This window comes from Halobacillus mangrovi, assembly GCF_002097535.1.
GTDB lineage: Bacteria > Bacillota > Bacilli > Bacillales > Halobacillaceae > Halobacillus > Halobacillus mangrovi_A.
Genome location: NZ_CP020772.1, coordinates 2365974 through 2392756, shown reverse-complemented (window position 1 = coordinate 2392756; position 26783 = coordinate 2365974). Strand labels below are relative to the sequence as shown.

The following is a 26783-nucleotide window of genomic DNA, read 5'->3' as shown; positions in this document are numbered from 1 at the left end:
AAGGGTATATTCATGAACAGGGATTGAGTATAGAGGAGGAATCACATTGGGTGTAAGCAATCAGGAAAAAATGCATTATCTCTTGGAACAAATTCAGTTCCCCCAAGATCTGATTGAACCTCATTTTAAAGACAGCAGCATGAAAAAGCTCATTGTATTTAAGGAAAAGAAATTGTGGCATTTCCATTTTCTCTTTCCAAAGCCGCTGCCACCGTCTGTGTATGAGTTGTTTACAGCAAAGTTGACGTCTACGTTTCGTTCGATCGCAGAGGTGGACTGGACGATAGAAACGAATAATAAAACATTGAGCCCAGAGGAAATCGTTGAATATTGGCAAGGGTTTATCAAAACGATGACAAACTTGACTCCGAGTTACAAGGATCTACTCATGGAGCAAAAACCAGAAGTTAACGGAAATAAGATTATGTTAACTTGCAGAAACTTAGCAGAAAGTCACGCAGTTAAAAAGAAATTAGAAGCACCTCTTCAGCAATTTTGTGCAAATGTTGGTTTGCCTGCCCTTATGCTTTCCACTCAAGTGAAAGAAGAACAGGATCAGATTAAAAAGTTTCAGGAAGAAAGGCAAAAAGAGGATAAACGTCTTGTCCAACAAGCTGTGAAAGAACAAGAAGAAAGAGCGAAAGAAAAAGAGGATGATGCACCCAAAGGCCCGCTTGAAATTGGTTATAAGATTCAAGAGGATCCTGAGCCAATGGAAACAATTGAAGAAGAAGAGCGTCGAAAGGTCGTTCAAGGGTACGTATTTGATGTTGAAGTAAAAGAACTGCGTTCCGGCAGGCATCTACTATTGTTGAAAGTAACAGATTATACCGACTCCTTCTCCATAAAGATGTTCTCTCGAGGCGATGATCACGCTGAGATGTTCAAGCATATGAAAAAAGGCATGTGGATCAAAGCCCGTGGCGGAATTCAAACGGATAATTTCACGAATGAACTAACAATGATGGCGAATGACATCAATGAAATTAAACCGAAGCTCCGTATGGATGAAGCACCTGAGGGTGAAAAACGAATCGAACTTCACTCCCATACGACTATGAGCCAGATGGATGCGCCTGTTTCAGCGTCAAGACTGATCAATAAAGCTGCCGAGTGGGGACATGAAGCAATCGCAATAACCGATCATGCAGTGGCACAAGCCTATCCTGAAGCTCATTCAGCAGGGGAAAAGAACGGCATTAAGATTATATATGGAGTCGAAGCAAATCTAGTTGATGACGGAGTGCCAATTGCGTACGAAGAGCAGGACAGAGTCTTAGAAGACGATGTTTATGTCGTATTTGACGTAGAAACTACTGGTTTGTCAGCTGTATATGATAAGATTATTGAGCTTGCGGCTGTTAAGGTAAAGGGTGGAGAAATCATAGATCGTTTTGAATCTTTTGCAAATCCTCATCAGTCGTTATCACAAACAACAATTGATCTTACTGGCATCACCGATGATATGGTAAAAGACGCTCCTGAAATTGAAGATGTGTTAAAGGATTTCCATAGCTGGATGGAAAACGATATTCTTGTAGCTCACAACGCCAGCTTTGATATGGGATTCTTGAATGCTGGTTTCCAAGCAATTGGATACGAGAAATCAACGAACCCGGTTATTGATACTTTAGAACTGGCTCGGCTGCTAGTGCCTGAGCTGAAAAATCACCGTTTAAATACACTTTGTAAGAAGTTTGATATTGAGCTTACGCAGCACCACCGTGCGATTTATGATGCTGAAGCTACGGGTTATTTGTTATGGAAATTACTAAAGAAAGCTATCGAACGTGGCATTACGAACCATAATAATCTGAATGATTACATGGGGGAAGGAAAAGCGTACCAACGTTCTCGGCCATCTCACTGCACGCTATTAGCCGTAAATAGTACGGGGTTGAAAAATATTTACAAGCTCATTTCTGAGTCGCATGTGAATTACTTTTACCGAGTACCAAGGATTCCTCGTTCTCGACTAAGTAAGCTTAGAGAAGGGATACTCGTTGGTTCCGGCTGTGATAAAGGTGAAGTATTTGAAACAATGATGCAAAAATCAGAGGAAGAAGCTGAAAAAGTCGCTGAATTCTACGATTATATCGAAATACAGCCTCCCGGAAATTATTATCATTTGTTGGAAAAAGATTTAGTTCAGAATGAAGCACAAATTTACGATATTCTAAAAAGATTAGTTGCCATGGGCGAACGTCTAGGAAAAGAGGTAGTGGCTACAGGTAATACCCATTATGTAGAGAAACACGAGCGTCAATATCGCCAAATTTTGATTTCCTCTCAGAATGGAAATCCGTTGAACCGTCAAACGTTGCCGGAGGTCCATTTTAAAACGACGAATGAAATGATTGAAGAGTTATCTTTCCTAGGAAAGGATAAAGCGAAGGAGCTCGTGGTCACGAACACACATAAGGTTGCTGATCAAATCGGTACAGTGACACCGGTTAAAGAAGACCTCTTCACTCCAAATATTGAAGGTGCCGATCAGGAGATCCGTGAGATGTCTTATAACAAAGCGAAAAGTATTTATGGAGATCCTCTGCCTGAGCTTGTTGAAAAACGGTTGGAAAAAGAACTGGACAGTATTATAGGTCATGGATTCGCGGTTATTTACCTGATCTCTCAAAAGCTTGTAACGAAATCACTGGAAGATGGCTATTTAGTGGGGTCTCGAGGTTCAGTAGGTTCATCTTTCGTTGCCACAATGACCGATATTACGGAAGTGAATCCGCTGCCTCCTCACTACGTTTGTCCATCCTGTCAATATCATGAGTTTTTTAATGATGGCTCCGTCGGAAGCGGGTTTGACTTAAAAGAAAAAGATTGTCCTGAATGCGGAACCGCACTAAAAAAAGATGGGCAGGACATTCCGTTTGAAACTTTCTTAGGATTTAAAGGAGATAAGGTTCCTGATATTGACTTGAACTTCTCAGGTGAATACCAGCCAAGAGCTCACAATTATACGAAGGTTTTGTTTGGAGAGGACAACGTTTTTCGTGCAGGAACCATTGGTACAATTGCAGAGAAGACCGCTTACGGTTATGTGAAGGGCTACGCGGGAGATAATCAGCTGCAATATAAAAATGCTGAAATTGACCGTTTAGTGCAAGGCTGTACAGGAGTCAAACGAACTACCGGTCAGCACCCGGGGGGAATTATTGTCGTACCGGATGATATGGAGATTTTTGATTTCTCTCCGATCCAATTCCCTGCGGATGATACGAAATCAGAATGGCGTACGACGCACTTTGATTTCCATTCTATCCACGATAACCTGCTGAAACTTGATATTCTGGGACACGATGACCCTACCGTGATTCGTATGCTGCAAGACTTAAGCGGTATTGACCAGAAAGAGATTCCGGTAGACGATCCTGAAGTCATGAAGATCTTCAGTGGACCAGAAGCTCTTGGCGTGACAGCAGATCAGATCATGTGTAAAACAGGGACCCTTGGGGTTCCAGAGTTTGGGACACGATTTGTTAGACAAATGCTTGAAGATACAAAACCAAGTACATTTGCTGAACTTGTCATCATTTCCGGACTCTCTCACGGAACCGATGTTTGGCTAGGAAATGCTGATCAATTAATTAATGATGGCATTTGTACGCTCCCGGAAGTAATCGGATGTCGTGACGATATTATGGTTTATCTACTTCATAAAGGACTCGAGCCTTCTTTAGCTTTTAAGATCATGGAATTTGTTCGTAAAGGTCGTGGTCTTCAGGAAGAATGGATTGAAGAAATGAAAAAACATGGGGTTCCGGATTGGTATATTGATTCATGTAAGAAAATCAAATACATGTTCCCGAAAGCTCACGCAGCTGCTTATGTCTTAATGGCCGTAAGGATAGCCTATTTCAAAGTCCATTATCCAATTTATTTTTATGCGGCTTACTTCACTGTTCGTGCTAGCGACTTTGAACTTGAAACGATGATGAAAGGCTCTGATGCGATCCGCAGACGTTTAGAAGAGATCCAATCTAAGGGCCTTGATGCTACTCCTAAAGAAAAAAGCTTAATGACTGTACTAGAACTGTCACTTGAAATGTGCGAACGTGGGTATAGCTTCAAGAATGTTGACCTTTATGAATCCAGTGCTACAGACTTCCTTGTAGAAGGAAATGCACTCATTCCTCCTTTTAACGCAGTAGATGGACTTGGAACTAACGCTGCCATCAACATTGTAAAAGCCCGTGGAGAAGGAGAATTCCTCTCCAAACAGGATTTAAGAGAGCGAAGCCGTATCTCAAAAACTGTACTGGAGTATCTTGATAACTTCGGCTGTCTTGAAGGAATGCCGGACGAAAACCAACTCTCACTCTTTTAACAGGGTGGTAAGTTGTTGACGTTTAGAACCCATTTCCAATGCGTATAACTCGTTACGTTTTTCATTTGTTGCATAATTAAAGCAACTATGGTATATTTTTTATGGTGACAAGAGCGATACGGATGACGTGAAGAGTGGGGCAACCCACTCTTTCGTCATATTCTACGCTGCATTTGGCAACGAAACGTTGATTCATGAGAGGCCTGTAGGGTCTGGGGAACGAACCGCTATGATACTTGTCATAGCGGTTTCTCTTGACTCTCAATAAAATGTTGATCCCTCTATAAGAAAAATACTTAAAATTAAATCCTTATCTGTATGTCATACTAAAACAACGATTAAATGGAGAAATCGTAAAAAAAGGAGGGAAGAGCATGAGTAATCATGTCGTTTCCGTAACGGAAAAGTTAGTTCAGCCAATATTGGATGAAATGAATTTGGAACTTGTAGATGTTGAATACAAGAAAGAAGGAAGTAATTGGTATCTACGCGTGTTTATTGACAAGCCAGGCGGAGTAGATATTGAAGAATGCGGTCAAGTGTCAGAACAGCTGAGTGAAAAGCTGGATGATGAAGATCCAATTGAAATTCCATACTTTTTGGAAGTCTCTTCTCCGGGAGCTGAGAGACCACTGAAGACACAGAAAGACTTTGAGAAATACGTAGGCGAATACGTATATATGAAGCTTTATGAGCCAGTTGATGGCGAGAAAGAGTTTGAAGGGACGCTCGTTTCGTTCAAAAACGAGACGGCTGTTGTGGAGATTAAAATTAAAACACGAAAAAAACAACTAGAAGTTCCTTACAACAAAATTGCAAAAGCAAATCTAGCTGTCACGTTTAACTAAGGGGGAGAAAACTGTTGAGTAGTGAACTATTTGATGCCATGGATTATTTAGAAAAGGAAAAAGGCATCGACAAAAACTTGTTATTGGAAGCTTTGGAAGCTGCATTGATTAGTGCTTACAAGAAAAACTTCAATTCTGCGACTAATGTACGTGTGGATATTAATGAAGATGAAGGAAGCATGAAGGTCTTTGCCAGAAAAACGATCGTTGAAGAGGTCATGGACCCTCAACAGGAAATTTCTTTAGAAGCTGCAAAAGAAGTTGATCCGAACTACGAAATCGAAGATGTTATAGAAGTAGAAGTGACACCGATGGACTTCGGAAGAATTGCTGCTCAAGCAGCGAAACAAGTAGTAACGCAAAGAGTACGTGAAGCTGAGCGTGGAATTATTTACGGTGAATACGTAGACCGTGAAGAAGATGTTATGACTGGAATCATCCAGCGTAAGGATCCAAGGTTTGTGTACGTAAACTTAGGAAAGATTGAAGCTAGGCTTCCTGAGGGTGAACAAATGCCTACAGAAACGTATGAAGTTCATGATCGCCTGAAAGTATTTGTTACAAAAGTTGAAAACAGCAATAAAGGTCCTCATATTTATGTGTCACGTACACACCCAGGGCTATTGAAGCGCTTATTTGAAATGGAAGTTCCTGAGATATTTGATGGAACAGTAGAAGTGATGTCCGTGGCCCGTGAGGCCGGTGACAGGTCCAAGATTTCTGTGTATGCAGAAGATCAAGAGATCGATCCTGTTGGTTCATGCGTAGGGCAGCGCGGTCAACGTGTTCAAGCGATCGTTAATGAACTAAAAGGTGAAAAGATCGATATCGTACAGTGGTCTGAGGACCCAGTTGAATACGTCTCTAATGCTTTGAGCCCATCAAAAGTGGTGGAAGTTCTAGTTAATGAGGAAGAAAAGGCCACGACAGTTATTGTTCCAGATTATCAATTATCATTGGCGATCGGTAAACGCGGACAGAACGCACGTCTTGCTGCTAAGCTGACGGGCTGGAAAATCGATATCAAAAGTGAAAGTGAAGCCCGTGAACAAGGCCTGCTAGATGAAGAGGAACCAATTGAGGAAGAGTATGAGTCTGACGAAGAATGGGCTGAAGATTAAGGAGGGGGAGAGAAATGTCCCGTTCTAAAAAGCAACCATTAAGAAAATGTGTAGTTACTCAAGAAATGCTGCCTAAAAAACAATTAATCCGTGTCGTACGAAACAAAGAGGGAGAGGTTTTCGTAGATGAGACAGGGAAGAAAAATGGCAGAGGGGCTTACCTCACTAAGGATTTGGAAGTCATTGAAAAGGCTGAAAAGCAACAGCTTCTTAATCGCCATTTGAATGCTCAAGTGGATACATCCATTTATGATGAGCTAAAGTCTAAAATTAAGGTAGACAAAGCATGAGTGGGAGTTATTTAAATCTCATCGGTTTAGCGCTTAGAGCCGGAAAGTGTACGCTCGGAGAAGATGCGATCGTCCGGGATATCCAAAAAAAGAAGGCGAAACTCGTGCTCATTGCTGAAGACACAGGTAAACAAACAAAAAAGAAGCTAACAGATAAGTGTAGCTTTTATGATATACCTTGCTATATGGTTGATGATCGTGAAACGCTATCACAAGCCATCGGAAAGGCGGGGAGAGTCGCGATCGCAGTTCTTGACCAAGGATTTGCGAAAAAGTTGCAATCGCTACTCGATGAATCTATTCGGGGGTGAACATATGAGTAAATTACGCGTATATGAATATGCAAAGAAAAATGAGCTAACTAGTAAACAAGTAATTAATAAATTGAATGAAATGAATGTTGAGGTATCCAACCATATGTCAACATTAGAAGAGGATGTAGCGACTAAATTGGACCAAGCATTCGGTAAAGGTAAGCAAACTTCTGAGAAATCACAGTCTAAGCCTAAAAAAGAAAACAAGCCTAAACAAAAGCAAAACAACCAAAAAAATAAAAACCAAAACCAAAAACAAAATCCAAAACATACACAAAAGAATCAGCCTGCTCCAAAGAAACAGAAAAACCAAGCACCAGAGAAGATCACTTATTCAGGTTCATTAACAGTAGGAGAGTTAGCTGAAAAACTGAATAAAGACTCTTCGGAAATTATTAAAAAACTTATGTTTTTAGGTGTTATGGCTACGAAAAACCAAGATCTTGATGCGGACTCCATTGAATTGATTTGCGAGGAGTTTGGCGTCGAAGTGGAAGAAGAAGTAGTTGTCGATGACACAGACATTGAAAACATGACCTTCGATGACGATCCAGAAGATTTGAAGGAACGACCAGCCGTTGTAACGATTATGGGTCACGTTGACCACGGTAAAACTACGCTTTTAGACCGGATTCGTGATACGAAGGTTACAGAAGGTGAAGCTGGTGGAATTACTCAGCATATTGGTGCTTACCAGGTTGAAGAAGATGGAAAGAAAATTACGTTCCTTGATACTCCAGGTCACGCAGCCTTCACAAGCATGCGGTCTCGAGGAGCGCAGGTCACAGACATTGCTATCCTTGTAGTAGCGGCTGACGACGGAGTTATGCCTCAAACAAAAGAAGCAATTAGTCACGCAAAAGCAGCAGGAGTACCAATTATCGTTGCTGTCAATAAAATGGATAAAGAGGGTGCAAACCCAGATCGTGTGATGCAAGAATTGATGGAGTATGAATTGATTGCTGAAGATTACGGTGGGGAAACCATTTTTGTTAAAATGTCCGCTGTAAAAGGAGAAGGCATCGATGAGCTTCTTGAGATGATTGTATTAATATCAGAAATGGAAGAATTTAAAGCGAATCCGGACCGTCCTGCCTATGGTACAGTCATTGAAGCAGAACTTGATAAAGGACGTGGCCCAGTTGCTACGCTACTCGTTCAAAACGGTACGCTGAATGTTAGTGACTCCATTGTCGTAGGAAATACGTTTGGGCGTGTTCGTGCAATGGTTAATGACCTTGGACGACGCGTGAAAGTAGCTGGACCTTCAACACCTGTAGAGATTACAGGACTTAATAATGTACCACAGGCTGGAGATCGTTTCTTAGTGTTCGAAGATGAGAAGAAAGCCCGTTCTGTTGGTGAGGCACGTGCTCAAAGACAACTGGAAGAAAACCGCAGTGCTACAGCTAAAGTCAGCCTTGATGACCTGTTTGAACAAATTAAACAAGGAGATATTAAAGATATCAACCTAATTGTGAAAGCAGACGTACAAGGATCAGTTGAGGCTCTAGCAGGGTCCCTTGAAAAGATCGATGTGGAAGGTGTTAAAGTCAAAATTATCCACACCGGTGTAGGTGCGATTACAGAATCTGACGTTACTTTAGCTTCTGCTTCAAACGCTATAATCATTGGTTTTAACGTTCGACCAGATGGAAATGCTCGAAAAGCAGCGGAGTCAGAAGATGTGGAAATCCGTCTTCACAATATCATTTATAAAGTGATGGAAGAGATTGAAGCAGCTATGAAAGGAATGCTTGACCCAGAGTATGAAGAGAAAATTATTGGTCAGGTTGAGGTTCGTGAAACCTTCAAAGTTTCTAAAATTGGTACCATAGCTGGTTCTTACGTTACAGAAGGCCGAGTCACTCGTAACTCTGGAATTCGTGTTATTCGTGATGGTGTCGTGATTTATGAAGGTGAAATCGATGTGCTTAAACGTTTCAAAGACGACGTAAAAGAAGTCCAGCAAGGTTATGAGTGCGGAATCACGATTAAGAACTTCAATGATATTAAAATCGGAGATATCATTGAGCCATTTGAAATGCAGGAAGTTGAGCGCAATTGATTCTGAGCGCAGAGGTGGAATGTATCATCTATGACGCCCAGTCGCTAAAAGAAAAACGCTCTGTTCTTAAACGAGTGATTACGAGAATTCAAAACGATTTTAATGTGTCTATATGCGAATTAGACTATCAAAATTTATGGCAGCGTACTTGTTTCGGATTGGTGGTCGTTGCTAGTGATAAAGTTATAGCTGAACAAACCATTCAAAGAACACTTGCGTTCATTGATTCCTTTCCTGAACTTGAACGCACAGATACAGTTTTAGAATGGCTATGATGGGATAAAGATGTAAAGTAGGAGCAATTTTAGCTGGACATTTTATGTCTGGCGCGGTCGCTTGTAGATGCCGGGATTATATTGGCTTATATAATATTTGCAGCGCTGAGCTGGTCGCTTCTGCTTTTTTTAGAAGAGGTGAGAATCATGAATGATTTACGTGCTAATCGTGTCGGAGAGCAGATGAAAAAAGAGCTTAGTGATATCATCAGTAAAAAAATAAAAGATCCTCGTGTAGGCTTTGTCACCGTGACTGAAGTAAAAGTGACAGGTGACTTGCAACAGGCGAAGGTTTATATCTCAGTACTTGGTGATGATAAGCAAAAACATGATACGCTTGTTGGTCTTGCAAAAGCTAAAGGTTTCATCCGTTCCGAAATTGGTCAACGCATCCGGCTTCGTAAAACTCCTGAAATCATGTTCGAGTTTGATGAAGCGGTTGAAAGAGGGAATCGTATCGAGACGATTCTACGTGACCTTAATGATACCGACACTGAATAGGATTAGAATCCGTGTCCATAGGGCACGGATTCTATCTGTGTTAAACTAATGATCAGCTTTGAGGTGAATGATATGGATGGTATCCTTCCTTTATGGAAACCTAAAGGCTTTACATCTCATGATTGTGTCAGTAAAACACGAGGGATGTTAAAGACGAAAAAAGTGGGCCATACAGGAACACTTGATCCTGATGTAGAAGGGGTTCTGCCTCTTTGTGTAGGAAAGGCAACAAAAATTGTTCCTTTCTTAACCGACACTGATAAAGTTTATGAAGCTACTGTCTCACTAGGGCATTCTACAACTACAGAGGATGCGACGGGGGAAATTGTGGATTCTAAAGATGTCGGTAGTAAGATTTCCATAACGGATCTGAAGAAATGTCTGGCCTCTTTTCGAGGTGAGATTACTCAGGTCCCACCTATGTACTCTGCAGTTAAGGTCAATGGAAAAAAGCTGTATGAGTATGCACGAGAAGGAATAGAAGTAGAACGCCCGACGCGTCAAGTGATGATTAAAGAGATCGAATTAATGGGTGAAGAAATTACTTATCAAGATCAATCCGCTTCTTTCTCTATTCGTGTCGTATGCTCAAAGGGTACATATATACGTACATTGTGTGTTGATATAGGAAAGGCTTTAGGGTACCCTGCTCATATGTCTTTTCTTATTCGAACAAAAACTGGAGATATTACTAAAGAAGATTGCTATACATTTGATGAGATACAGAAAACTGTGGATGAAGGCAAACGTGATGGTTTGCTGTTGCCGCTCAGCAGAGGTTTAAATCATTTGAACAGTTGGGAAATTGATGAAAAGATGAAATCTTTAATCAAACATGGTCAGGTTCTCGAAACCCCAGAAGAGATTTCCTACCCTCTATTTTCAGTAAAATGCCAAGGTGAAGTCCTGGCGATATATCAGCAGCATCCTAACAAACCTGGATACATTAAACCCGTACGTGTGTTTTAATATTATGCAATAAAGCAGGTGAGTGAAGTGAAAACGGTCCGTCTATCGCGTGATTCGATAACTGAAGAGCTTAATCTTGATCCAAGCGTTACAGCTGTAGGCTTTTTCGACGGTATCCATAAGGGGCATCAGAAAGTTATTCAAACGGCCAAAGACAAAGCAGACGAGTTAGAGCTGAAATGCGCTGTAATGACGTTTGATCCTCACCCTTCAGTCGTATTAAAAAAGGGTAAACAGCAAGCTTATTACATTACACCTTTATCCCAAAAGGAACAACTACTTGAAGAAATAGGAGTAGATTACTTCTTTGTTGTTACTTTTGATACTTCCCTTGCCAATCTATCCCCTCAGCAATTTGTAGATGACTTTTTTGTGAGACTCAACGTCAGTCACGTTGTCGCTGGGTTTGATTTCAGTTATGGACATATGGGGAAAGGCAATATGTCCGATCTTCCTGAGTACGGAAGAGGGCGTTTTGGACAAACGGTGATATCAAAAGTGGAAAAAGACGAAGAAAAGGTGAGCTCTACAAGAATCCGTAGTTTGTTGGATGATGGTGAGATAGCTGAAGTCAATGAATTATTAGGGCGACGTTATTCAGTTAAAGGCACCGTCGTAAAAGGGGATCAACGAGGAAGAACCATAGGTTATCCAACAGCTAATATAGAATTGAATGAAAACTATTATCTTCCTAAAATTGGCGTTTATGCTGTGAGTGCACATTTTGATGGGGAACTTTATTATGGAATGGCTAATTTAGGTTATAAACCAACCTTTATTACACAAGCGGATAACCCTTCCCTGGAAGTTCACTTATTTGATGTAAAGCAAGACCTCTATGGAAGATCTTTGACTGTCTACTTTCACCAGATGATTAGAGATGAAAGAAAGTTTAATGGTGTTGAAGAAGTAAAGCAGCAATTGGTAAAGGATGAAACTCATATTCGGGAATTTTTTCGCATAGGATGAAGGTTCCCCTTGCATTTTTTCTCTAAAAATTGTACGCTTTAATATGGAACCTTCGCTTGGCGGAACGAGACTCCGGCGTCCGCTAGGGGAAAGGGAATTCTAAATTTTATTAGGAGGTGTAGCTATAATGGCTATCACACAAGAACGTAAACAAGAATTAATTAATGAGTACAAGACTCATGAGAACGACACTGGTTCTCCAGAAGTACAGATCGCTGTACTAACTGAGCAGATCACTTCTCTGAATGAACACCTGCGTGCACACAAACAGGATCACCATTCTCGTCGTGGATTGCTTAAAATGGTAGGTAAGCGTCGTAACCTATTGAACTACCTTCGTAATAAAGACATTACACGTTACCGTGAGTTAGTTAAAAGCCTTGGCTTGCGTCGTTAATGTATGTGAAAAAGCGGGAGTATACCCGCTTTTTCTGTATGTTTACATACATAAGGGTGTAAACTGAATATAGACCCTTGGATTGTACAAGAGAGTTATTTGAGAGGAGTTAGGTTCTTTATGGCAGAAGAAAAACAAGTGTTTTCAATTGATGTTGCCGGGCGCACATTTTCTGTTGAAATCGGTGAACTAGCTAAACAGGCAAATGGAGCAGCCCTTATTCATTATGGAGATACAACCGTCCTATCGACCGCTACCGGTTCGAAGGAACCAAAGGATTTGCCATTTTTTCCTTTGACAGTAAATTATGAAGAGCGTCTATACGCTGTAGGTAAAATTCCAGGTGGCTTTATTAAACGTGAAGGCCGTCCAAGCGATAAGGCGGTGCTTGCATCCCGATTGATTGATCGTCCAATACGTCCCCTATTCCCTGAAGGTTTCAGGAATGATGTACAAGTGATCAGCTCAGTAATGAGTGTAGATCAAGATTGTTCCTCAGAAATGGCAGCAATGCTAGGTTCTTCGATCTCATTAGGAGTTTCAGACATTCCTTTTGATGGACCTATTGCGGGTGTAATTGTTGGACGAGTTGATGGAGAATTTGTAATCAACCCAACGATTGAGCAACAGGAAAAAAGCGATATCGACTTAACGGTTGCAGGAACTAAAGATGCCATCAACATGGTAGAAGCTGGTGCTCAGGAAGTATCTGAAGCTGATATGCTCGAAGCTATTATGTTTGGACATGAGGAAATCAAGCGTTTAGTTGCTTTCCAAGAACAAATTATCGAAGCAGTCGGTCGCGAAAAAATGGAAGTGAAGCTGTTCGACCTCGATAAGGAATTGAAAGAGAAGGTTGAAGCTGAAGCGCTAGATTCTATCGTCTCCGCAATTAAGACCGAAGAAAAGAAAGCTCGTGAAGCTGCAATTGATGAAGCAAAACAAGCAATTCTCACTTCCTATGAAGAAATGGAAGCAGATGAGGAGACATTGAAACAAGTAGGGGCGATTCTAGATGACATCGTCAAGGCTGAAGTTCGTCGACTTATCACTAAAGAGAACATTCGTCCAGATGGACGCGGAGTGGATGAAATTCGTCCTTTAACTTCACGTGTAGGACTCCTGCCAAGGACGCATGGTTCAGGACTGTTCACAAGAGGACAAACGCAGGCTCTAAGTGTTTGTACATTAGGAGCACTAGGAGATGTACAGATCCTTGATGGTTTAGATTTAGAGGAATCTAAGCGCTTTATGCACCACTACAATTTCCCGAAATTCTCCGTTGGGGAAACAGGCCCGATTCGTGGACCTGGTCGTCGTGAAATTGGACACGGAGCATTAGGAGAACGTGCACTAGAAGTCGTTATTCCATCTGAAAGTGAGTTCCCATATACCATCCGTCTTGTATCTGAAGTATTGGAGTCAAATGGATCCACATCACAAGCTAGTATTTGTGCAAGTACACTAGCAATGATGGATGCTGGAGTTCCAATCAAAGCTCCTGTCGCTGGTATTGCTATGGGTCTGGTTAAATCAGGTGATGATTACACGATCCTTACAGATATCCAGGGGATGGAAGATGCGCTTGGTGACATGGACTTTAAAGTAGCAGGAACGGAAAAAGGCATTACAGCCCTTCAAATGGACATTAAGATTGAAGGATTATCTCGTGAAATTCTAGAAGAAGCTTTAGACCAAGCTAAAAAAGGCCGTATGGAAATCTTAGGTCACATGCTTGGAACACTCCCAGAAACACGTAATGAACTTTCACAATATGCACCGAAGATTATGACAATGAAGATTAACCCAGACAAAATTCGCGATGTTATCGGACCTAGCGGAAAACAAATCAATCAAATCATTGATGACACTGGGGTCAAGATTGACATTGAACAAGACGGGACAGTCTTTATTTCTTCCACTGACGCTGAGATGAATGCTTCTGCACAAAAGATCATTGAAGATATTGTACGAGAAGTAGAAGTTGGCGAAGTTTATGATGGCAAGGTGAAACGCATTGAAAAGTTTGGCGCTTTCGTCGAGTTGTTTAAAGGAAAAGAAGGACTTGTTCACATTTCAGAAATGGCAGAAGAGCGGATCGGAAAAGTTGAAGATATTGTTTCCATCGGAGATTCGTTGAGAGTCAAGGTTAAGGAAATCGATAACCAGGGTCGTATTAACCTTTCTCGCAAAGCTGTCCTTATCGATGAGAAGAAGAAAGAAGAAGCGAACACCGAACAATAATGATACGTTCAGATCGATGCCGAGAATGAGGATCGGTCTGATCCTCTAGAAAAGAAACTGGCTTGCCAGTCTCTTTTTTTTTGCCTGAAAAGGGTCTACTGCCTTCGTTCCATCCATACACTTTGTTTAGGGGTGGATTTCTATGAGGTTAAGAACGGTACTAATCATTTCGATGGGCTTTTTTTTCTTATTAGGAATTGGACTAGTTTACCTAGTTCAAAAGCCTGCCGATCTTACGGCAAGTCAAAATAAGGATCCTTTGTATTTGAAAATCCTTGAAGAAAAGGACCAATATGAATGGGAAGCTCAAGACGCCCGCATTGATTCTGTGTGGAAGAAAACGCCGGGTATTGTAGGGCGAAGAGTTGATGTAGACGCATCTTATAAGAAGATGAAGAAAAAAGGAAGCTTCGATGTAAATCTTTTCGTGTACAAGCTGATCCAACCAAAAGTATCTCTTGAAGACCTTCCTGCCTCTCCCATTTACCGTGGACACCCTGACAAAGAGATGGTTGCTTTCTTAATTAATGTCTCCTGGGGGGAAGAGTATTTGCCTGGGATGATTGAAACGCTGGCCAAACATCAGGTCAAGGCCACTTTCTTTATAGACGGTGCGTTTGCAAATGATTTTACTGACCTTGTGCAAATAATTGAGGAACAAGGCCACACGTTAGGAAGTCATGGATATAAACATAAAGACATGGGGAAAATGTCCAAGTCCGAAGCTAAACTAAATTTGGAACAGGCAGATGAAATGTTATTTGCGCTAACAAAAACGAAAATAAAATACTTTGCCCCTCCGTCTGGTAGTTACAATCAGATGACAGTAGAGGCGGCTTCGGATTTAGGAATGGAAACCATACTTTGGACAGTGGATACCATTGATTGGCAGAATCCGACCAAAGAAGTACTCCTGCAACGGGTGATGGGAAAACTTCATAACGGGGCTACCATTCTGATGCATCCGACTGAAGTTACTGAATCAAGCTTGTCTGACTTGATCAAGAAAATCAAGAAAGAAGGGTATAGAATTGGTTCTCTTCCTGTCTTATTAAGTGAAGAACGTTAATGAGGAGATGGGTGAATGAGACTAAAATCATTGGCCAAAAAAGAAGTCATTGATGTGGAGAGTGGAGCCAAGTTAGGTGTTCTCGGTAAAGCTGATTTAATTATAGATCCAGAGAGCGGGCAAATAGAATCTCTTGTCATCTTGAACCTTAGCCTTATGGGGATCGGTTCAATGAGGAAGGAAATGGTTATAAATTGGGAGCAAATCATAACCATTGGAGAAGATACGATTTTATTAAGAAAGATATAGATGAACCACAGCCACTGCTGTGGTTTTTTATTTTGCTTTCAAAATCACTAACTGTGCTTTACGGCATAGGATACAAAGAGATATATGATCATAGAAAAAAGGAGACATCCGGCATGTTAACAGGTTATCACGTAGCAGTTATAGGGGGAGATGCCCGGCAAATCGAAATCATCCGTCGTCTTAACGAATGGAATGCCATCGTTTATTTAGCCGGTTTCGATCAACTGAACGAAAGCTTCACGGAAGCGATCGATCTGGATGTTGATTCCAAGCAAGTGGAGAAGTTAGATGCCATTATTCTTCCGGTAGCCGGGACGGATGATCAAGGAAGAATCGATGGAATATTCACCAATCGACTAATCCAGCTTGATGAAAGTTGGCTGAAAAACACCCCAGAGCATTGCACGGTTTTTACTGGTATTACCAATCCATATTTAAATAAGTTGACCGATAAAGTTAACCGTACACTGATTCCTTTAATGGATCGTGATGATGTAGCTATTTATAATTCGATTCCCACTGTTGAAGGTACTTTATTATTAATTATTCAACACACTGATTTTACGATCCACGGTTCTCAAGTAATTATTCTTGGGCTCGGTCGTGTAGGAATGGGGCTTGCGAGAACGTTCCATCAGCTTGGAGCAGAGGTTTCCGTCGGAGTTCGATCTACAAAAAGTGCAGCAAGAGTCTATGAGATGGGCTTGACGCCGATTAACATGAATGACCTAAAAACTGAGAACATGGAATGCGACATTTTGATTAACACTGTTCCTCACTTAGTTGTCGACTCTTTAATCATCAAGCAGCTGCCTTCACATGCTTTAATCGTAGATTTAGCATCAAAGCCTGGTGGAACGGATTTTAAATTTGCTGAAAAGCGGGGAATTAAAGCTATCCTTGCTCCAGGGTTGCCTGGTATCGTCGCTCCAAAAACTGCAGGCAGAATTATAGCTGACGTTGTTTCTCATTTGTTGGTAAGCCAAGTTAGAAAGGAGACCGAAGATGAGTAAATTAAAAGGTAAAGTAATAGGTTTTGGACTTACAGGATCTCATTGTACCTATGATGAAGTTTTTCCTGTAATGGAGGAACTGGTTGAGATGGGGGCAAAAGTTATACCAGTACTGTCCTATACCGTCCAAAAAACAGATACACGATTTGGGGATGCTGCTGATCATTTAAAAAAGATCAAAGAAATCACTGGTGAAGAACCGATCATGACGATTCCTGATGCTGAACCATTAGGTCCAAAACGACCGCTTGATTGTATGGTAATCGCACCGATGACAGGAAACTCAACTAGTAAATTTGCCAATGCTCTTACAGATTCACCTGTGCTGATGGCAGCTAAAGCTACTCTACGTAATGGAAGTCCAGTAGTAGTAGCTGTTTCCACTAACGATGCTTTAGGGTTAAACGGAGTCAACATTATGAAGTTAATGGCTACAAAAAATATTTATTTCGTACCACTTGGGCAGGATCACCCTTATAAAAAGCCAAATTCACTAGTGGCCGATATGACACTCATCCCTGAAACCATTGAGTACGCTATCCAAGGTATTCAGTTACAACCTGTTCTTATTGAACGTTATCAAAGTTAATTCACTTTTTCATACCAGATGATTGGCGAAGTATGATAGAATAACGAAAATAGTGACATATCTTACTATTCTAACAACAATCAGATGAGAAAGGGGATACTCAAATGAGTCAAAAAAACACTTATAACGTTGCTGTAGTTGGTGCTACAGGAGCCGTTGGGCAGAAAATGCTAGAAACTTTAGAAGATCGTAACTTTCCTATTAATGAATTGAAACTACTTTCCTCCAGTCGTTCGGCTGGTTCGAAGATGAAATATAAAGAACAGGAGCTTGTGGTGGAGGAAGCTACACCTGAGAGTTTCGAAGGAATTGATATAGCTCTCTTTTCCGCTGGGGGATCTGTATCTAAGAAATTTGCTCCAGAAGCAGTAAAACGGGGTGCAGTAGTTATTGACAATACGAGCGCTTACCGTATGGCTCAGGATGTACCCCTGGTCGTTCCAGAAGTCAACGAAGCTGATATTCAAAACCATCAAGGAATTATTGCCAATCCGAACTGTTCCACTATCCAAATGGTAGCGGCTCTTGAACCTCTAAGAGATGCATTAGGACTTTCACGAGTGCTTGTATCTACTTATCAAGCTGTTTCAGGAGCTGGGAATGAGGCTGCAGATGAGCTTAGGGAGCAGTCTCAAGCATTTCTGGATGGAGAAGAACTGGATGCGAAAGTTCTCCCGGTTAAAGGAGACGAAAAACATTATCCGATCGCATTCAATGCCCTTCCTCAAATCGATGTCTTTCAAGAAAATGGCTATACGTTTGAGGAAATGAAAATGATTAACGAAACGAAAAAAATCATGCACATGCCAAATCTATCTGTTGCAGCCACTTGCGTTCGTCTGCCTTTCTTCACATCTCACGCAGAGAGTGTTTATATCGAAGTAGAAAAAGATGGAGTTACTGTGGAAGAAGTGAAGCAATTGCTATCACAGGCACCAGGGATCGTTCTCGAAGATGATCCTGCTAGTCAAAAGTATCCGACACCTCTTAGTTCAGCAGGCAAAAGAGATGTGTTTGTCGGTCGTGTCCGCAGAGATTTGGATAACGAACATGGATTCCATCTATGGGTAGTTTCAGATAATTTATTAAAGGGTGCTGCCTGGAATTCTGTCCAAATTGCAGAACGAATCATCGCAAATCAGTGGCTTTAATTTTACGATAAGCTGAGGTGGCCTAATGAAGCTTCTTGTTCAAAAGTTTGGAGGAACCTCCGTCCGGGATACTGAAAGCAGATCTCGGGCGATTACTCATGTAAAAAAAGCTTTGAATGATGGTTACAAAGTCGTCGTCACTGTTTCTGCTATGGGAAGAAAAGGGAGTCCATATGCAACAGATACGTTGCTGGGGCTCATTGATTTTCCTAATATGAACGTGTCACCAAGGGAACAGGATCTCCTGATGTCCTGTGGTGAGACAATTTCATCGATTGTTTTCTCTCATGAGCTTTCAAGAGAAGGCATCCCTTCGGTCTCGCTTACAGGAGCACAAGCTGGTTTTCTTACCACAGATGATTTTACGAAGGCTAAGATTATTCATATGAATCCTTCAAGAATCCTTCATGAGCTCGAAACGTATGATGTCGTCGTCGTTGCTGGTTTCCAGGGTCATACACAAAAAGGGGAAACCACTACGATTGGCCGTGGAGGAAGTGATACGACAGCAGCTGCTTTAGGAGCAGCTCTGTCTGCGGAATATATAGACATTTTCACAGATGTAGAGGGAATTATGACAGCGGACCCGCGATTAGTCGAGTCCGCCCGTCCCCTCAATGTTATAACGTATAATGAAATTTGCAATTTGGCATACCAGGGTGCTAAAGTGATTCATCCGCGTGCTGTAGAGATCGCGATGTACGCTAAAGTTCCGATCAGGGTTCGTTCCACCTATTCTGATCTGCCAGGTACCCTTGTTTCAGGTACGAAAGACGGCAATCTCGGAAAGGATATTTCCGACAGGACTGTTACGGGTATTGCCCATATCTTAGGACTCACTCAAATCAAGGTTCAGTCAAAAGAAGATCCTTCAAAACTGCAATCTGATGTATTTAAATCCATGGCATCTGCTAATATATCAGTAGACTTCATCAACATATCTCCTAGTGGAGTCGTTTATACAATTGACTCTATTTTCACTGAAAAAGCTACCCGCATTTTAAAAGACCTCGGATACGAACCTGAAATAAAAGAAGGATGTGCGAAAGTATCCACCGTAGGAGCAGGGATATCAGGCTTGCCTGGGGTAACCGCCACAATTGTTCAATCCTTGACCGACTCCGGGATACAAATTCTTCAATCAGCAGATTCACACACCACCATATGGGTGCTGATAAAGGAAACGGACCTTGTTCAGGCAGTTAACGCCCTTCATGATGCATTCGAATTGAATAAGGAAGTTCTGAAAGGGGAAACACTTACATGAATTTCGGGAAAGTCTTAACAGCCATGGTTACCCCTTTTGACCACCATGGAAACGTTGATTTTAATAAGACGACGGTTTTAGTTGAGTATTTACTTGCCAATGGATCTGATGGTTTGGTGGTTACAGGAACAACGGGTGAATCACCAACGCTCTGCGTAGAAGAAAAAGTAGCCCTATGGAAGCACGTTGTTAAAACAGTGAATGGTCGTGCGCCAGTTATTGCAGGTGCGGGAAGCAATAGTACGGAAGCTTCCATCACACTTGCAAATAAAGCAGAGAATGCAGGGGTAGACGCGGTCATGCTCGTAGCCCCTTATTATAATAAACCAAGTCAAAGAGGAATGTACGAACATTTTAAAACAATAGCCGCTTCCTTGCGGATACCAGTTATGATTTACAATGTACCTGGACGTTCGGTCGTACGCATTGAACCTCAAACCATTATCGAGCTAGCAAAAATTCCGAATGTTGTTTCTGTAAAAGAAGCAACAGGTGACCTGGATAGTATGGCGGAAATCATTCAGCAAACAGATGAGCATTTCAGTTTGTATAGCGGGGACGATAATCTCACTCTTCCTTCCTATGTGATCGGAGCAAATGGTATCATATCTGTTTCTGCACACGTGATTGGAAATGAAATGCAGGAAATGCTTACTCTTTATGAAGCAGGAAAAGTAAAAGAGGCCGCTAGTCTCCATCGTAAATTACTCCCTATTTTCAACGGAATGTTCAGCGCTCCATCTCCCACCCCGGTAAAAGCCGCATTGAAAATGAAAGGTCTTGATACAGGAGGAGTACGTTTACCGCTTGTATCTTTAACTGTAGATGAAGAAGCTTTTATTCAAAACTTAATGGATGGTCTATAATAAATCAAAACCGGTGAGTTATCACCGGTTTTTGATTTATTTCAATTCTGAAACACTCGATTCCGAGATCTTGTGGGGCAAGAGTTTATTAAAATTTTTCTCGATAAAATCTGCCCATTGATGGCAGAAAAAGCAGCTGGAATACGAATGAACCACATCATTATTCGTTAATACCTTCCATCTTTTATGAATGTTTCGAGTTTTATCCTAATTTATGGAGGATAGGAAAACGTCGAGGCTCCTGTGGGGTGGACATTTAATGAGACCTTGGAAGACGAAGTATGAGGAGGCTCAGTACATGCCCTCGGAAAGCGAGTCGTTTTCCCACCCACCATCATTGATATAAAAGCCTCGAACCTTATCAAAACAAAGTGCTTTGGTAAATCTTTGTATGATACATCCTTCGCTGAGTCATACTACGGTAAAAGAGCGAAAGGAGTTCTCATCTATGAAAGACGATTCATCTCAAGGGCAAGATAAAGGACAAGATAAAGACCAGTCAAAGTCCTCTTTAGTTGATAAGATTCAGCAATTAGGACAAACAAATGTCCCGCAGCCTGCAGATTCAAATATTCATGTCTTACCTGTGATCGGCCAAGTGGAGGGGCACGTACAGCTTCCTTCCCAAAACAAAACGACCAAATATGAACATCTCATCCCTCAACTGATCGCAATCGAGCAAAACCCTAAAATTGAAGGATTAGTTGTGTTATTGAACACGGTGGGAGGCGATGTTGAGGCAGGATTGGCTATCTCTGAGATGATTGCTTCACTTTCGAAGCCTACCGTATCCATCGTACTTGGAGGAGGGCATTCAATAGGGGTGCCTATCGCTGTTTCCGCAGACTATTCATTCATCGTCGAAACAGCTACGATGACAATTCACCCAATCCGCATGACCGGGCTTGTGATAGGGGTACCTCAAACGTTTGAATATATGGATAAAATGCAAGAGCGTGTTGTCAATTTTGTAACAAGACATTCAGATGTAGAAGAAGAAAAGTTCAAAGAGCTTATGTTTGCAAAAGGGAATCTAACTAGAGATATAGGAACGAACGTCGTTGGCCAACAGGCTGTCGATCATGGATTGATCAATGCAGTTGGAGGCGTGAAGGAAGCGATGGAAAAATTAAATGAAATGATTGAAGCAAGCAAAGGCAATGAGAATCAGGTGGTCCAATGATTTTATATACCCCACTCAGTGAACATGATATATTTCCTTCTCAGGAAAGTGGAGAAATTACCTATCAGCAGCACAAAAATTGTCCAATAAAATGCAGGGATATGGGGGATGGACGAAAACAGATCGTTCAAGTCCTTTCAACAGATCCCTCACACTATATGGATCCTCAATTACAACCGGGACAATGGTTGGACTCGTAACACCTCAGTAAGCTGTGGTATAATAAAGACAACTGTCAGTCAGGATGTCGAGTTTGTTTTCTTCTTAATAGGAAGAGGCAATCGGCATCCTTCTGTTTTCAGTTCAACTATTGATCAGAACGATTGACTGTAACTCTTTATTACGGAGGTGTTTACTTATATGGCTAGAAAGCGCAAATCCAAGTCCAAATCGAATAAGAAAAAGTCTGGATTCAAGGAGCAAGTCAAGTTTGAATTGCTTGGACTTTTCTTTTTATTCATAGCTGTATTCGGAAGCGGGGCTTCAGCCATAAGCGATGGCGCGATTCCAGGTGGCCTTGAGAGATTGTGGCAGTTTTTATTTGGGGTCTGGTATTTTATTGCTTCGATCTTCTTTCTCGTACTTGGCATTTATTTAATGGTGAAAAGGAAATGGCCAACATTCCTACATAAGCGGCTTATTGGTATTTATATTATCATCACGGCCTTGCTCCTTTTTACACACTTAGAGACTTTATCGGATGAGTTAGCAGCAGGAAATGGTTCGATTCTCGGCCTTACCTGGGACAGAATCACGACTATGATGAGAGGAGATATTTCCTTTTATAGCATCGGTGGAGGGTTGGCAGGAGCTTTTTTGCTATCCATCACTTACTATCTCTTTTCAGGGGTAGGAGCAGCCATTGTCTCCTTTTTCCTCTTCATAGTTGGTATAATCTTTGTCAGTGAATGGTCGATTGGAGAGTTGTTCTCCAAACTCGGAGTGAGACTAAAAGCTCTTGGAAAAGAGCAACTTACACGAATGAGGGATAAAAAAACAGAACGTAGAAAAGACATAACAGAGGACGCAGAGGAAACGACTGTCCTCGAGATCAGCGATTCCACTGAATCAGAAGATTCGTATGATACAGCAGAACCGATCATTCAGGATTTCACAGACCATGCTTACTCGAGTGAAGGACAACCTGGAACAACTTCATCCCAAAAGAGTGCCGATAGTTCTATTCATTCAGAAGAGGAAGAAACCAGCTTAGAGAAGTCGATGCCAACAGCTGAACTTGAGAACTTTGATTACCAACTCCCAGGGTATGAGTTATTGGACGAACCAACTTCCAGCCCACAGAGTCAAGGGAGGTCCCACATTCAAGCGACCGTTAGAAAGCTTGAGAAGACGTTCCAGAGTTTCGGTGTAAAAGCAAAAGTCACAAAAGTTCACGTAGGACCTGCGGTTACGAAATACGAAGTGTATCCAGACGTAGGGGTAAAGGTAAGTAAAATTGTTAATTTAAATGACGATTTGGCACTTGCTTTAGCTGCAAAAGACATACGGATTGAAGCTCCGATTCCTGGTAAGTCTGCAGTAGGGATTGAAGTACCGAATCAGGAAGTCTCAATGGTTTCGCTCAGAGAAGTGTTAGAAACAGGTAAATCAAATCCTGAATCTAAATTAAGCTTCGCCCTGGGTCGGGATATTTCCGGAGAAGCTGTAATGTCTGAATTGAACAAGATGCCGCATCTTCTAGTGGCTGGTGCGACCGGAAGTGGTAAAAGTGTGTGTATCAATGGAATTATCACAAGTATATTAATGCGCGCAAAGCCGCATGAAGTGAAAATGATGATGATAGATCCCAAAAAAGTTGAGCTGAACGTTTATAACGGTATTCCTCATCTGCTTGCGCCTGTTGTAACGGATCCGAAAAAAGCATCGCGTGCCCTGAAAAAAGTCGTTTCAGAAATGGAGCGCAGATATGATCTCTTTTCAGAAACAGGGACAAGGAATATCGAAAGTTATAATGAGTATGTGAAAAAACATAATAAGGAAAATGATGATACACAGCCTCAACTTCCATATATTGTTGTCTTAGTAGACGAATTAGCTGATCTTATGATGGTAGCTTCTAACGAAGTGGAAGATGCAATCACTAGACTGGCGCAAATGGCCCGAGCTGCTGGTATTCACTTGATTATCGCAACTCAAAGACCTTCAGTAGACGTTATCACAGGGGTTATTAAGGCGAATATTCCGTCCAGAATTGCCTTTAGTGTTTCCTCTCAGACAGATTCAAGAACCATCTTGGATTCTGGAGGAGCAGAGAAGCTTCTTGGGAGAGGGGATATGCTGTTTACTCCTGTAGGTGCTAACAAACCAACCCGAGTCCAGGGAGCCTTTTTGAGCGATGATGAGGTCGAACGGGTCGTTAACTTCTGTGTTGAGCAGCAACGTGCGCAATATCAGGAGGAAATGATTCCTGAGGAAGAGAGCGAAGTGAAGCAGGAAGTTGATGACGATCTATATCCAGAAGCTGTTCAAATGGTCATTGAAATGCAAAGCGCTAGTGTATCCATGATTCAGCGTAGATTTCGGGTAGGGTACACAAGAGCGGCCAGATTGATCGATGCAATGGAGGATAACGGAATTGTAGGTCCATACGAAGGAAGTAAACCGAGGTCTGTTCTTGTATCTCAAGTTACAGAAGAGCAATCTTCTGGATAGCATTTGGGCAGGGTACTAATGATAGAGGCTACTGTTTAGGCAGTAGTCTCTTCTTTTTAGTCAAAAGTTCATTTTTATAACATTTCACAGTATGTTTCGGGGTCTCAAGTCCTGTTATTTGTAAATATTTCTGTAATACTCTTAACACTTTTGTAATAAAAAATAGAAAAATGTCCTAATTCTATTTATTTATTCAGAGAATAGTGTTATATTATTCTCGAAATGTGATGTGTCGAACGTCAGATGTCAGATCTCTGATGATAGCTTAATAGAGTTGGAGTGAACGAAATGTCGATTAGACAAGATACTCGTCACCTATATTTACAGGTGATTGAGCAGATAAAACGTGATATTGAAAACGGTATCTATTTGGAAAAGCAAAAACTGCCTTCCGAATTTCAACTTTCAAAATCCTTAGGAGTTTCAAGAGCTACCCTAAGAGAAGCTTTGAGAATATTAGAGGAAGAAGGGGTAGTTACTCGTAGGCATGGTGTAGGTACATTTGTAAACCCTAAACCACTGTTTACTTCTGGCATTGAAGAGCTTGATAGTGTAACCGGAATGATTTTAAGCTCTGGAATGAAGCCTGGATCACAGTATCTTTCTGCAGACCTCGTAGAGTCAACGGAAGAGGACAGAAGAAGGTTTTCTGATGAACATCTACATGGATTGGCAAAGCTTGAAAGGGTAAGGACAGCGGATGACCAGCCTGTTGTCTACTGTGTGGATAAAATTCCAGAAGGGCTTATCCCGCTTGATCATGTAAAAGAAGCCGATTCACTTTTTCAAATATTTGAAAGCTATACAGGGGAGACGATCAGCTATGCTGTTACCCATATCGAACCTATTGGCTACCACGAAAGAATTTCCCCAATTCTAAATTGCGAACCTGAGCAAGCCTTACTTTTATTAAAGCAGATGCACTACACACAAGACGATGTTCCTGTCATATTTTCAAACAACTATTTTCGAGCTGACAAATTCAGCTTTCATGTTTTAAGAAAAAGAGTGTAAGGGCTTACATTTGCAAAGGAATATTTTTAGGGGGTGAGGCCGGTCATATTAGAAGTGGAATGATTAGTTGCTGGAAAGACCTGATATTCAACAAACTTAGGGGGTAATGGTTTTGTTAAAAAATCGTCGTTTTCTTTTAGTTTTTGCATTACTTTTAACTATTGGTTTGGTGTTAGGAGCTTGCGGATCTTCTGATGATGGAGGAGAAACAAGTGGAGGTTCAAATGATTCAGGCAACAACGATCAAAATGCTGAAGAGGGCGGTAACGGAGACTTTTCAGTGGCCATGGTAACAGACGTTGGTGGAGTTGATGACAAATCATTCAACCAATCTGCATGGGAAGGGCTGCAAGCCTTCGGTGAGGAAAACGGTCTTAGCAAAGGGGAAGGATTCGATTACGCGCAATCAGAAAGTGATGCGGATTATACAACGAACCTGAACCGTTTAGTCCGTCAAGACTATAACTTAATTTTTGGAATTGGATACTTACTACAGCCGGCAATTGAAGAGGTGGCAGGTCAATATCCTGAGACTAATTTCGCGATTGTTGACTCAGTAGCTGAAGGCGATAATGTTGCGAGTATCACGTTTAAAGAGCACCAAGGATCATTTCTTGCTGGTGTAGCTGCTGCTAAGAAAACCAAATCCAATCAAATTGGATTCGTTGGTGGAGTTGAAGGTGACTTGATTAAGAAGTTTGAATCAGGTTTTGTGGCAGGTGTGAAGTCTGTAAATGCTGATATTCAAGTGGATGTCCAATATGCTGAAAGTTTTGCTGCTGCTGATAAAGGAAAATTGATCGCTTCTAATATGTACTCTAAAGGGATCGATGTCATTTACCATGCCTCTGGTGCAACAGGTAACGGTGTCTTTGCCCAGGCAAAAGACCTTAAAAAGAACAATCCTGACGAAAATGTCTGGGTAATCGGTGTAGACCGAGATCAATATGAAGAAGGTGCCATTGGTGATACAAACGTAACTCTTACTTCTATGGTCAAACGTGTAGATGTTGCTGTAAAAGACGTAGCTGCACAGGCAATGAACGGAGAGTTCCCTGGTGGGGAAGTTCTTGAGTACGGTCTAGATGATGATGCGATCAGCATTGCTCGTACAAATGAAGAGGCTCTAAATGAAGATATTATTGGTGCGATTGAAGAATGGAAGCAAAAAATCGTTAACGGTGATATTGACGTACCAAGTACTAGAGAAGATCTTGAAGGGTATTTAGACTCTCTATAAGTTGACGGGAAGGCTGGTAATAAGCCGGCCTTCTTTTACACTATAAGAAAATCATCAAATGAAGAGCTTATCTTCCGGCCCTCTTCATTTGATGATTTTTTCAAGAGTACGGATTTATGGAAAAAGAAGACAAC

24 protein-coding genes are annotated in these 26783 nt (G+C 41.4%); all 24 read left to right on the top strand.

Annotation, left to right across the window (positions count from 1 at the left end; all coding sequences use genetic code 11):
* Positions 1–46 precede the first annotated feature (46 nt).
* The 24 genes from HM131_RS11730 to HM131_RS11615 all read left to right on the top strand — a co-directional run bounded on the left by HM131_RS11730 (position 47) and on the right by HM131_RS11615 (position 26649).
* Positions 47–4339 carry a PolC-type DNA polymerase III gene (locus HM131_RS11730; RefSeq protein WP_085029938.1) on the top strand — a complete coding sequence of 1431 codons (4293 nt, stop codon included), beginning with the start codon at positions 47–49 and terminating at the stop codon, positions 4337–4339.
* 374 nt (positions 4340–4713) lie between these two features.
* Positions 4714–5187 (top strand): ribosome maturation factor RimP, encoded by a 474-nt coding sequence (gene rimP, locus HM131_RS11725; protein ID WP_085029937.1) that lies wholly within the window; start codon positions 4714–4716, stop codon positions 5185–5187.
* 14 nt (positions 5188–5201) lie between these two features.
* Complete coding sequence (gene nusA / locus HM131_RS11720; protein WP_085029936.1) at positions 5202–6308, top strand: transcription termination factor NusA; 1107 nt, start codon at positions 5202–5204, stop codon at positions 6306–6308.
* Between the two features lie 14 nt (positions 6309–6322).
* Positions 6323–6598 carry an RNase P modulator RnpM gene (gene rnpM / locus HM131_RS11715; protein WP_085029935.1) on the top strand — a complete coding sequence of 92 codons (276 nt, stop codon included), beginning with the start codon at positions 6323–6325 and terminating at the stop codon, positions 6596–6598.
* Positions 6595–6909, top strand: coding sequence for a YlxQ family RNA-binding protein (locus HM131_RS11710; RefSeq protein ID WP_085029934.1), 315 nt, complete (start codon positions 6595–6597; stop codon positions 6907–6909). The genes rnpM and HM131_RS11710 overlap by 4 nt, the downstream gene beginning before the upstream one ends.
* Positions 6910–6913: 4 nt before the next feature.
* The gene (infB, locus tag HM131_RS11705) at positions 6914–8980 is read left to right on the top strand and encodes a translation initiation factor IF-2 (protein WP_085029933.1); all 2067 of its coding nucleotides are present in this window, start codon (positions 6914–6916) and stop codon (positions 8978–8980) included.
* The gene (locus HM131_RS11700) at positions 8977–9255 is read left to right on the top strand and encodes a DUF503 domain-containing protein (RefSeq protein WP_085029932.1); all 279 of its coding nucleotides are present in this window, start codon (positions 8977–8979) and stop codon (positions 9253–9255) included. The genes infB and HM131_RS11700 overlap by 4 nt, the downstream gene beginning before the upstream one ends.
* Before the next feature lie 147 nt (positions 9256–9402).
* Positions 9403–9756 carry a 30S ribosome-binding factor RbfA gene (gene rbfA / locus HM131_RS11695; protein WP_085029931.1) on the top strand — a complete coding sequence of 118 codons (354 nt, stop codon included), beginning with the start codon at positions 9403–9405 and terminating at the stop codon, positions 9754–9756.
* 72 nt (positions 9757–9828) lie between these two features.
* Positions 9829–10725 carry a tRNA pseudouridine(55) synthase TruB gene (gene truB, locus HM131_RS11690; protein ID WP_085029930.1) on the top strand — a complete coding sequence of 299 codons (897 nt, stop codon included), beginning with the start codon at positions 9829–9831 and terminating at the stop codon, positions 10723–10725.
* Positions 10726–10752: 27 nt separating this feature from the next.
* On the top strand, positions 10753–11694 hold the full coding sequence (gene ribF / locus HM131_RS11685) for a riboflavin biosynthesis protein RibF (protein WP_085029929.1): 942 nt from the start codon (positions 10753–10755) through the stop codon (positions 11692–11694).
* 127 nt (positions 11695–11821) lie between these two features.
* A complete protein-coding gene (rpsO, locus tag HM131_RS11680) occupies positions 11822–12091 on the top strand; it encodes a 30S ribosomal protein S15 (protein WP_085029928.1) in 270 nt (89 codons plus the stop codon).
* Positions 12092–12211: 120 nt separating this feature from the next.
* Positions 12212–14335: a polyribonucleotide nucleotidyltransferase gene (pnp, locus tag HM131_RS11675; protein WP_085029927.1), complete on the top strand. Its 2124-nt coding sequence runs from the start codon at positions 12212–12214 to the stop codon at positions 14333–14335.
* 142 nt (positions 14336–14477) lie between these two features.
* Positions 14478–15404, top strand: coding sequence for a polysaccharide deacetylase family protein (locus HM131_RS11670; RefSeq protein WP_085029926.1), 927 nt, complete (start codon positions 14478–14480; stop codon positions 15402–15404).
* A gap of 15 nt (positions 15405–15419) precedes the next feature.
* Positions 15420–15653 carry a YlmC/YmxH family sporulation protein gene (locus HM131_RS11665; RefSeq protein WP_085029925.1) on the top strand — a complete coding sequence of 78 codons (234 nt, stop codon included), beginning with the start codon at positions 15420–15422 and terminating at the stop codon, positions 15651–15653.
* Positions 15654–15766: 113 nt separating this feature from the next.
* Positions 15767–16666 carry a dipicolinic acid synthetase subunit A gene (gene dpaA / locus HM131_RS11660; RefSeq protein ID WP_085029924.1) on the top strand — a complete coding sequence of 300 codons (900 nt, stop codon included), beginning with the start codon at positions 15767–15769 and terminating at the stop codon, positions 16664–16666.
* Entirely contained in the window at positions 16659–17255 is a 597-nt protein-coding gene (locus HM131_RS11655; protein ID WP_085029923.1) for a dipicolinate synthase subunit B, read from the top strand. Before dpaA ends, HM131_RS11655 begins: the two co-directional genes overlap by 8 nt.
* 104 nt (positions 17256–17359) lie before the next feature.
* Positions 17360–18406, top strand: coding sequence for an aspartate-semialdehyde dehydrogenase (locus HM131_RS11650; protein WP_085029922.1), 1047 nt, complete (start codon positions 17360–17362; stop codon positions 18404–18406).
* A gap of 25 nt (positions 18407–18431) precedes the next feature.
* Entirely contained in the window at positions 18432–19673 is a 1242-nt protein-coding gene (gene dapG, locus HM131_RS11645) for an aspartate kinase (protein ID WP_085029921.1), read from the top strand.
* Positions 19670–20539, top strand: coding sequence for a 4-hydroxy-tetrahydrodipicolinate synthase (gene dapA / locus HM131_RS11640; RefSeq protein WP_085029920.1), 870 nt, complete (start codon positions 19670–19672; stop codon positions 20537–20539). Before dapG ends, dapA begins: the two co-directional genes overlap by 4 nt.
* Before the next feature lie 448 nt (positions 20540–20987).
* Positions 20988–21722, top strand: coding sequence for a ClpP family protease (locus HM131_RS11635; RefSeq protein WP_085029919.1), 735 nt, complete (start codon positions 20988–20990; stop codon positions 21720–21722).
* On the top strand, positions 21719–21922 hold the full coding sequence (locus tag HM131_RS11630; RefSeq protein WP_085029918.1) for a YlzJ-like family protein: 204 nt from the start codon (positions 21719–21721) through the stop codon (positions 21920–21922). The genes HM131_RS11635 and HM131_RS11630 overlap by 4 nt, the downstream gene beginning before the upstream one ends.
* Positions 21923–22082: 160 nt before the next feature.
* Entirely contained in the window at positions 22083–24395 is a 2313-nt protein-coding gene (locus HM131_RS11625; protein WP_085029917.1) for a DNA translocase FtsK, read from the top strand.
* Between the two features lie 288 nt (positions 24396–24683).
* Complete coding sequence (locus HM131_RS11620; RefSeq protein WP_085029916.1) at positions 24684–25409, top strand: GntR family transcriptional regulator; 726 nt, start codon at positions 24684–24686, stop codon at positions 25407–25409.
* A gap of 112 nt (positions 25410–25521) precedes the next feature.
* On the top strand, positions 25522–26649 hold the full coding sequence (locus HM131_RS11615; RefSeq protein WP_232324771.1) for a BMP family lipoprotein: 1128 nt from the start codon (positions 25522–25524) through the stop codon (positions 26647–26649).
* Positions 26650–26783 lie beyond the last annotated feature (134 nt).

What these genes read in the sequence shown, in the direction of transcription:
- rimP (WP_085029937.1), top strand. Translation starts at nt 4,714, where the DNA reads ATGAGTAATCATGTCGTTTCCGTAACGGAAAAGTTAGTTCAGCCAATA.
- rnpM (WP_085029935.1), top strand. Translation starts at nt 6,323, where the DNA reads ATGTCCCGTTCTAAAAAGCAACCATTAAGAAAATGTGTAGTTACTCAA.
- HM131_RS11710 (WP_085029934.1), top strand. Translation starts at nt 6,595, where the DNA reads ATGAGTGGGAGTTATTTAAATCTCATCGGTTTAGCGCTTAGAGCCGGA.
- infB (WP_085029933.1), top strand. Translation starts at nt 6,914, where the DNA reads ATGAGTAAATTACGCGTATATGAATATGCAAAGAAAAATGAGCTAACT.
- rbfA (WP_085029931.1), top strand. Translation starts at nt 9,403, where the DNA reads ATGAATGATTTACGTGCTAATCGTGTCGGAGAGCAGATGAAAAAAGAG.
- truB (WP_085029930.1), top strand. Translation starts at nt 9,829, where the DNA reads ATGGATGGTATCCTTCCTTTATGGAAACCTAAAGGCTTTACATCTCAT.
- rpsO (WP_085029928.1), top strand. Translation starts at nt 11,822, where the DNA reads ATGGCTATCACACAAGAACGTAAACAAGAATTAATTAATGAGTACAAG.
- pnp (WP_085029927.1), top strand. Translation starts at nt 12,212, where the DNA reads ATGGCAGAAGAAAAACAAGTGTTTTCAATTGATGTTGCCGGGCGCACA.
- HM131_RS11670 (WP_085029926.1), top strand. Translation starts at nt 14,478, where the DNA reads ATGAGGTTAAGAACGGTACTAATCATTTCGATGGGCTTTTTTTTCTTA.
- HM131_RS11665 (WP_085029925.1), top strand. Translation starts at nt 15,420, where the DNA reads ATGAGACTAAAATCATTGGCCAAAAAAGAAGTCATTGATGTGGAGAGT.
- dpaA (WP_085029924.1), top strand. Translation starts at nt 15,767, where the DNA reads ATGTTAACAGGTTATCACGTAGCAGTTATAGGGGGAGATGCCCGGCAA.
- HM131_RS11655 (WP_085029923.1), top strand. Translation starts at nt 16,659, where the DNA reads ATGAGTAAATTAAAAGGTAAAGTAATAGGTTTTGGACTTACAGGATCT.
- HM131_RS11650 (WP_085029922.1), top strand. Translation starts at nt 17,360, where the DNA reads ATGAGTCAAAAAAACACTTATAACGTTGCTGTAGTTGGTGCTACAGGA.
- dapG (WP_085029921.1), top strand. Translation starts at nt 18,432, where the DNA reads ATGAAGCTTCTTGTTCAAAAGTTTGGAGGAACCTCCGTCCGGGATACT.
- dapA (WP_085029920.1), top strand. Translation starts at nt 19,670, where the DNA reads ATGAATTTCGGGAAAGTCTTAACAGCCATGGTTACCCCTTTTGACCAC.
- HM131_RS11635 (WP_085029919.1), top strand. Translation starts at nt 20,988, where the DNA reads ATGAAAGACGATTCATCTCAAGGGCAAGATAAAGGACAAGATAAAGAC.
- HM131_RS11630 (WP_085029918.1), top strand. Translation starts at nt 21,719, where the DNA reads ATGATTTTATATACCCCACTCAGTGAACATGATATATTTCCTTCTCAG.
- HM131_RS11625 (WP_085029917.1), top strand. Translation starts at nt 22,083, where the DNA reads ATGGCTAGAAAGCGCAAATCCAAGTCCAAATCGAATAAGAAAAAGTCT.
- HM131_RS11620 (WP_085029916.1), top strand. Translation starts at nt 24,684, where the DNA reads ATGTCGATTAGACAAGATACTCGTCACCTATATTTACAGGTGATTGAG.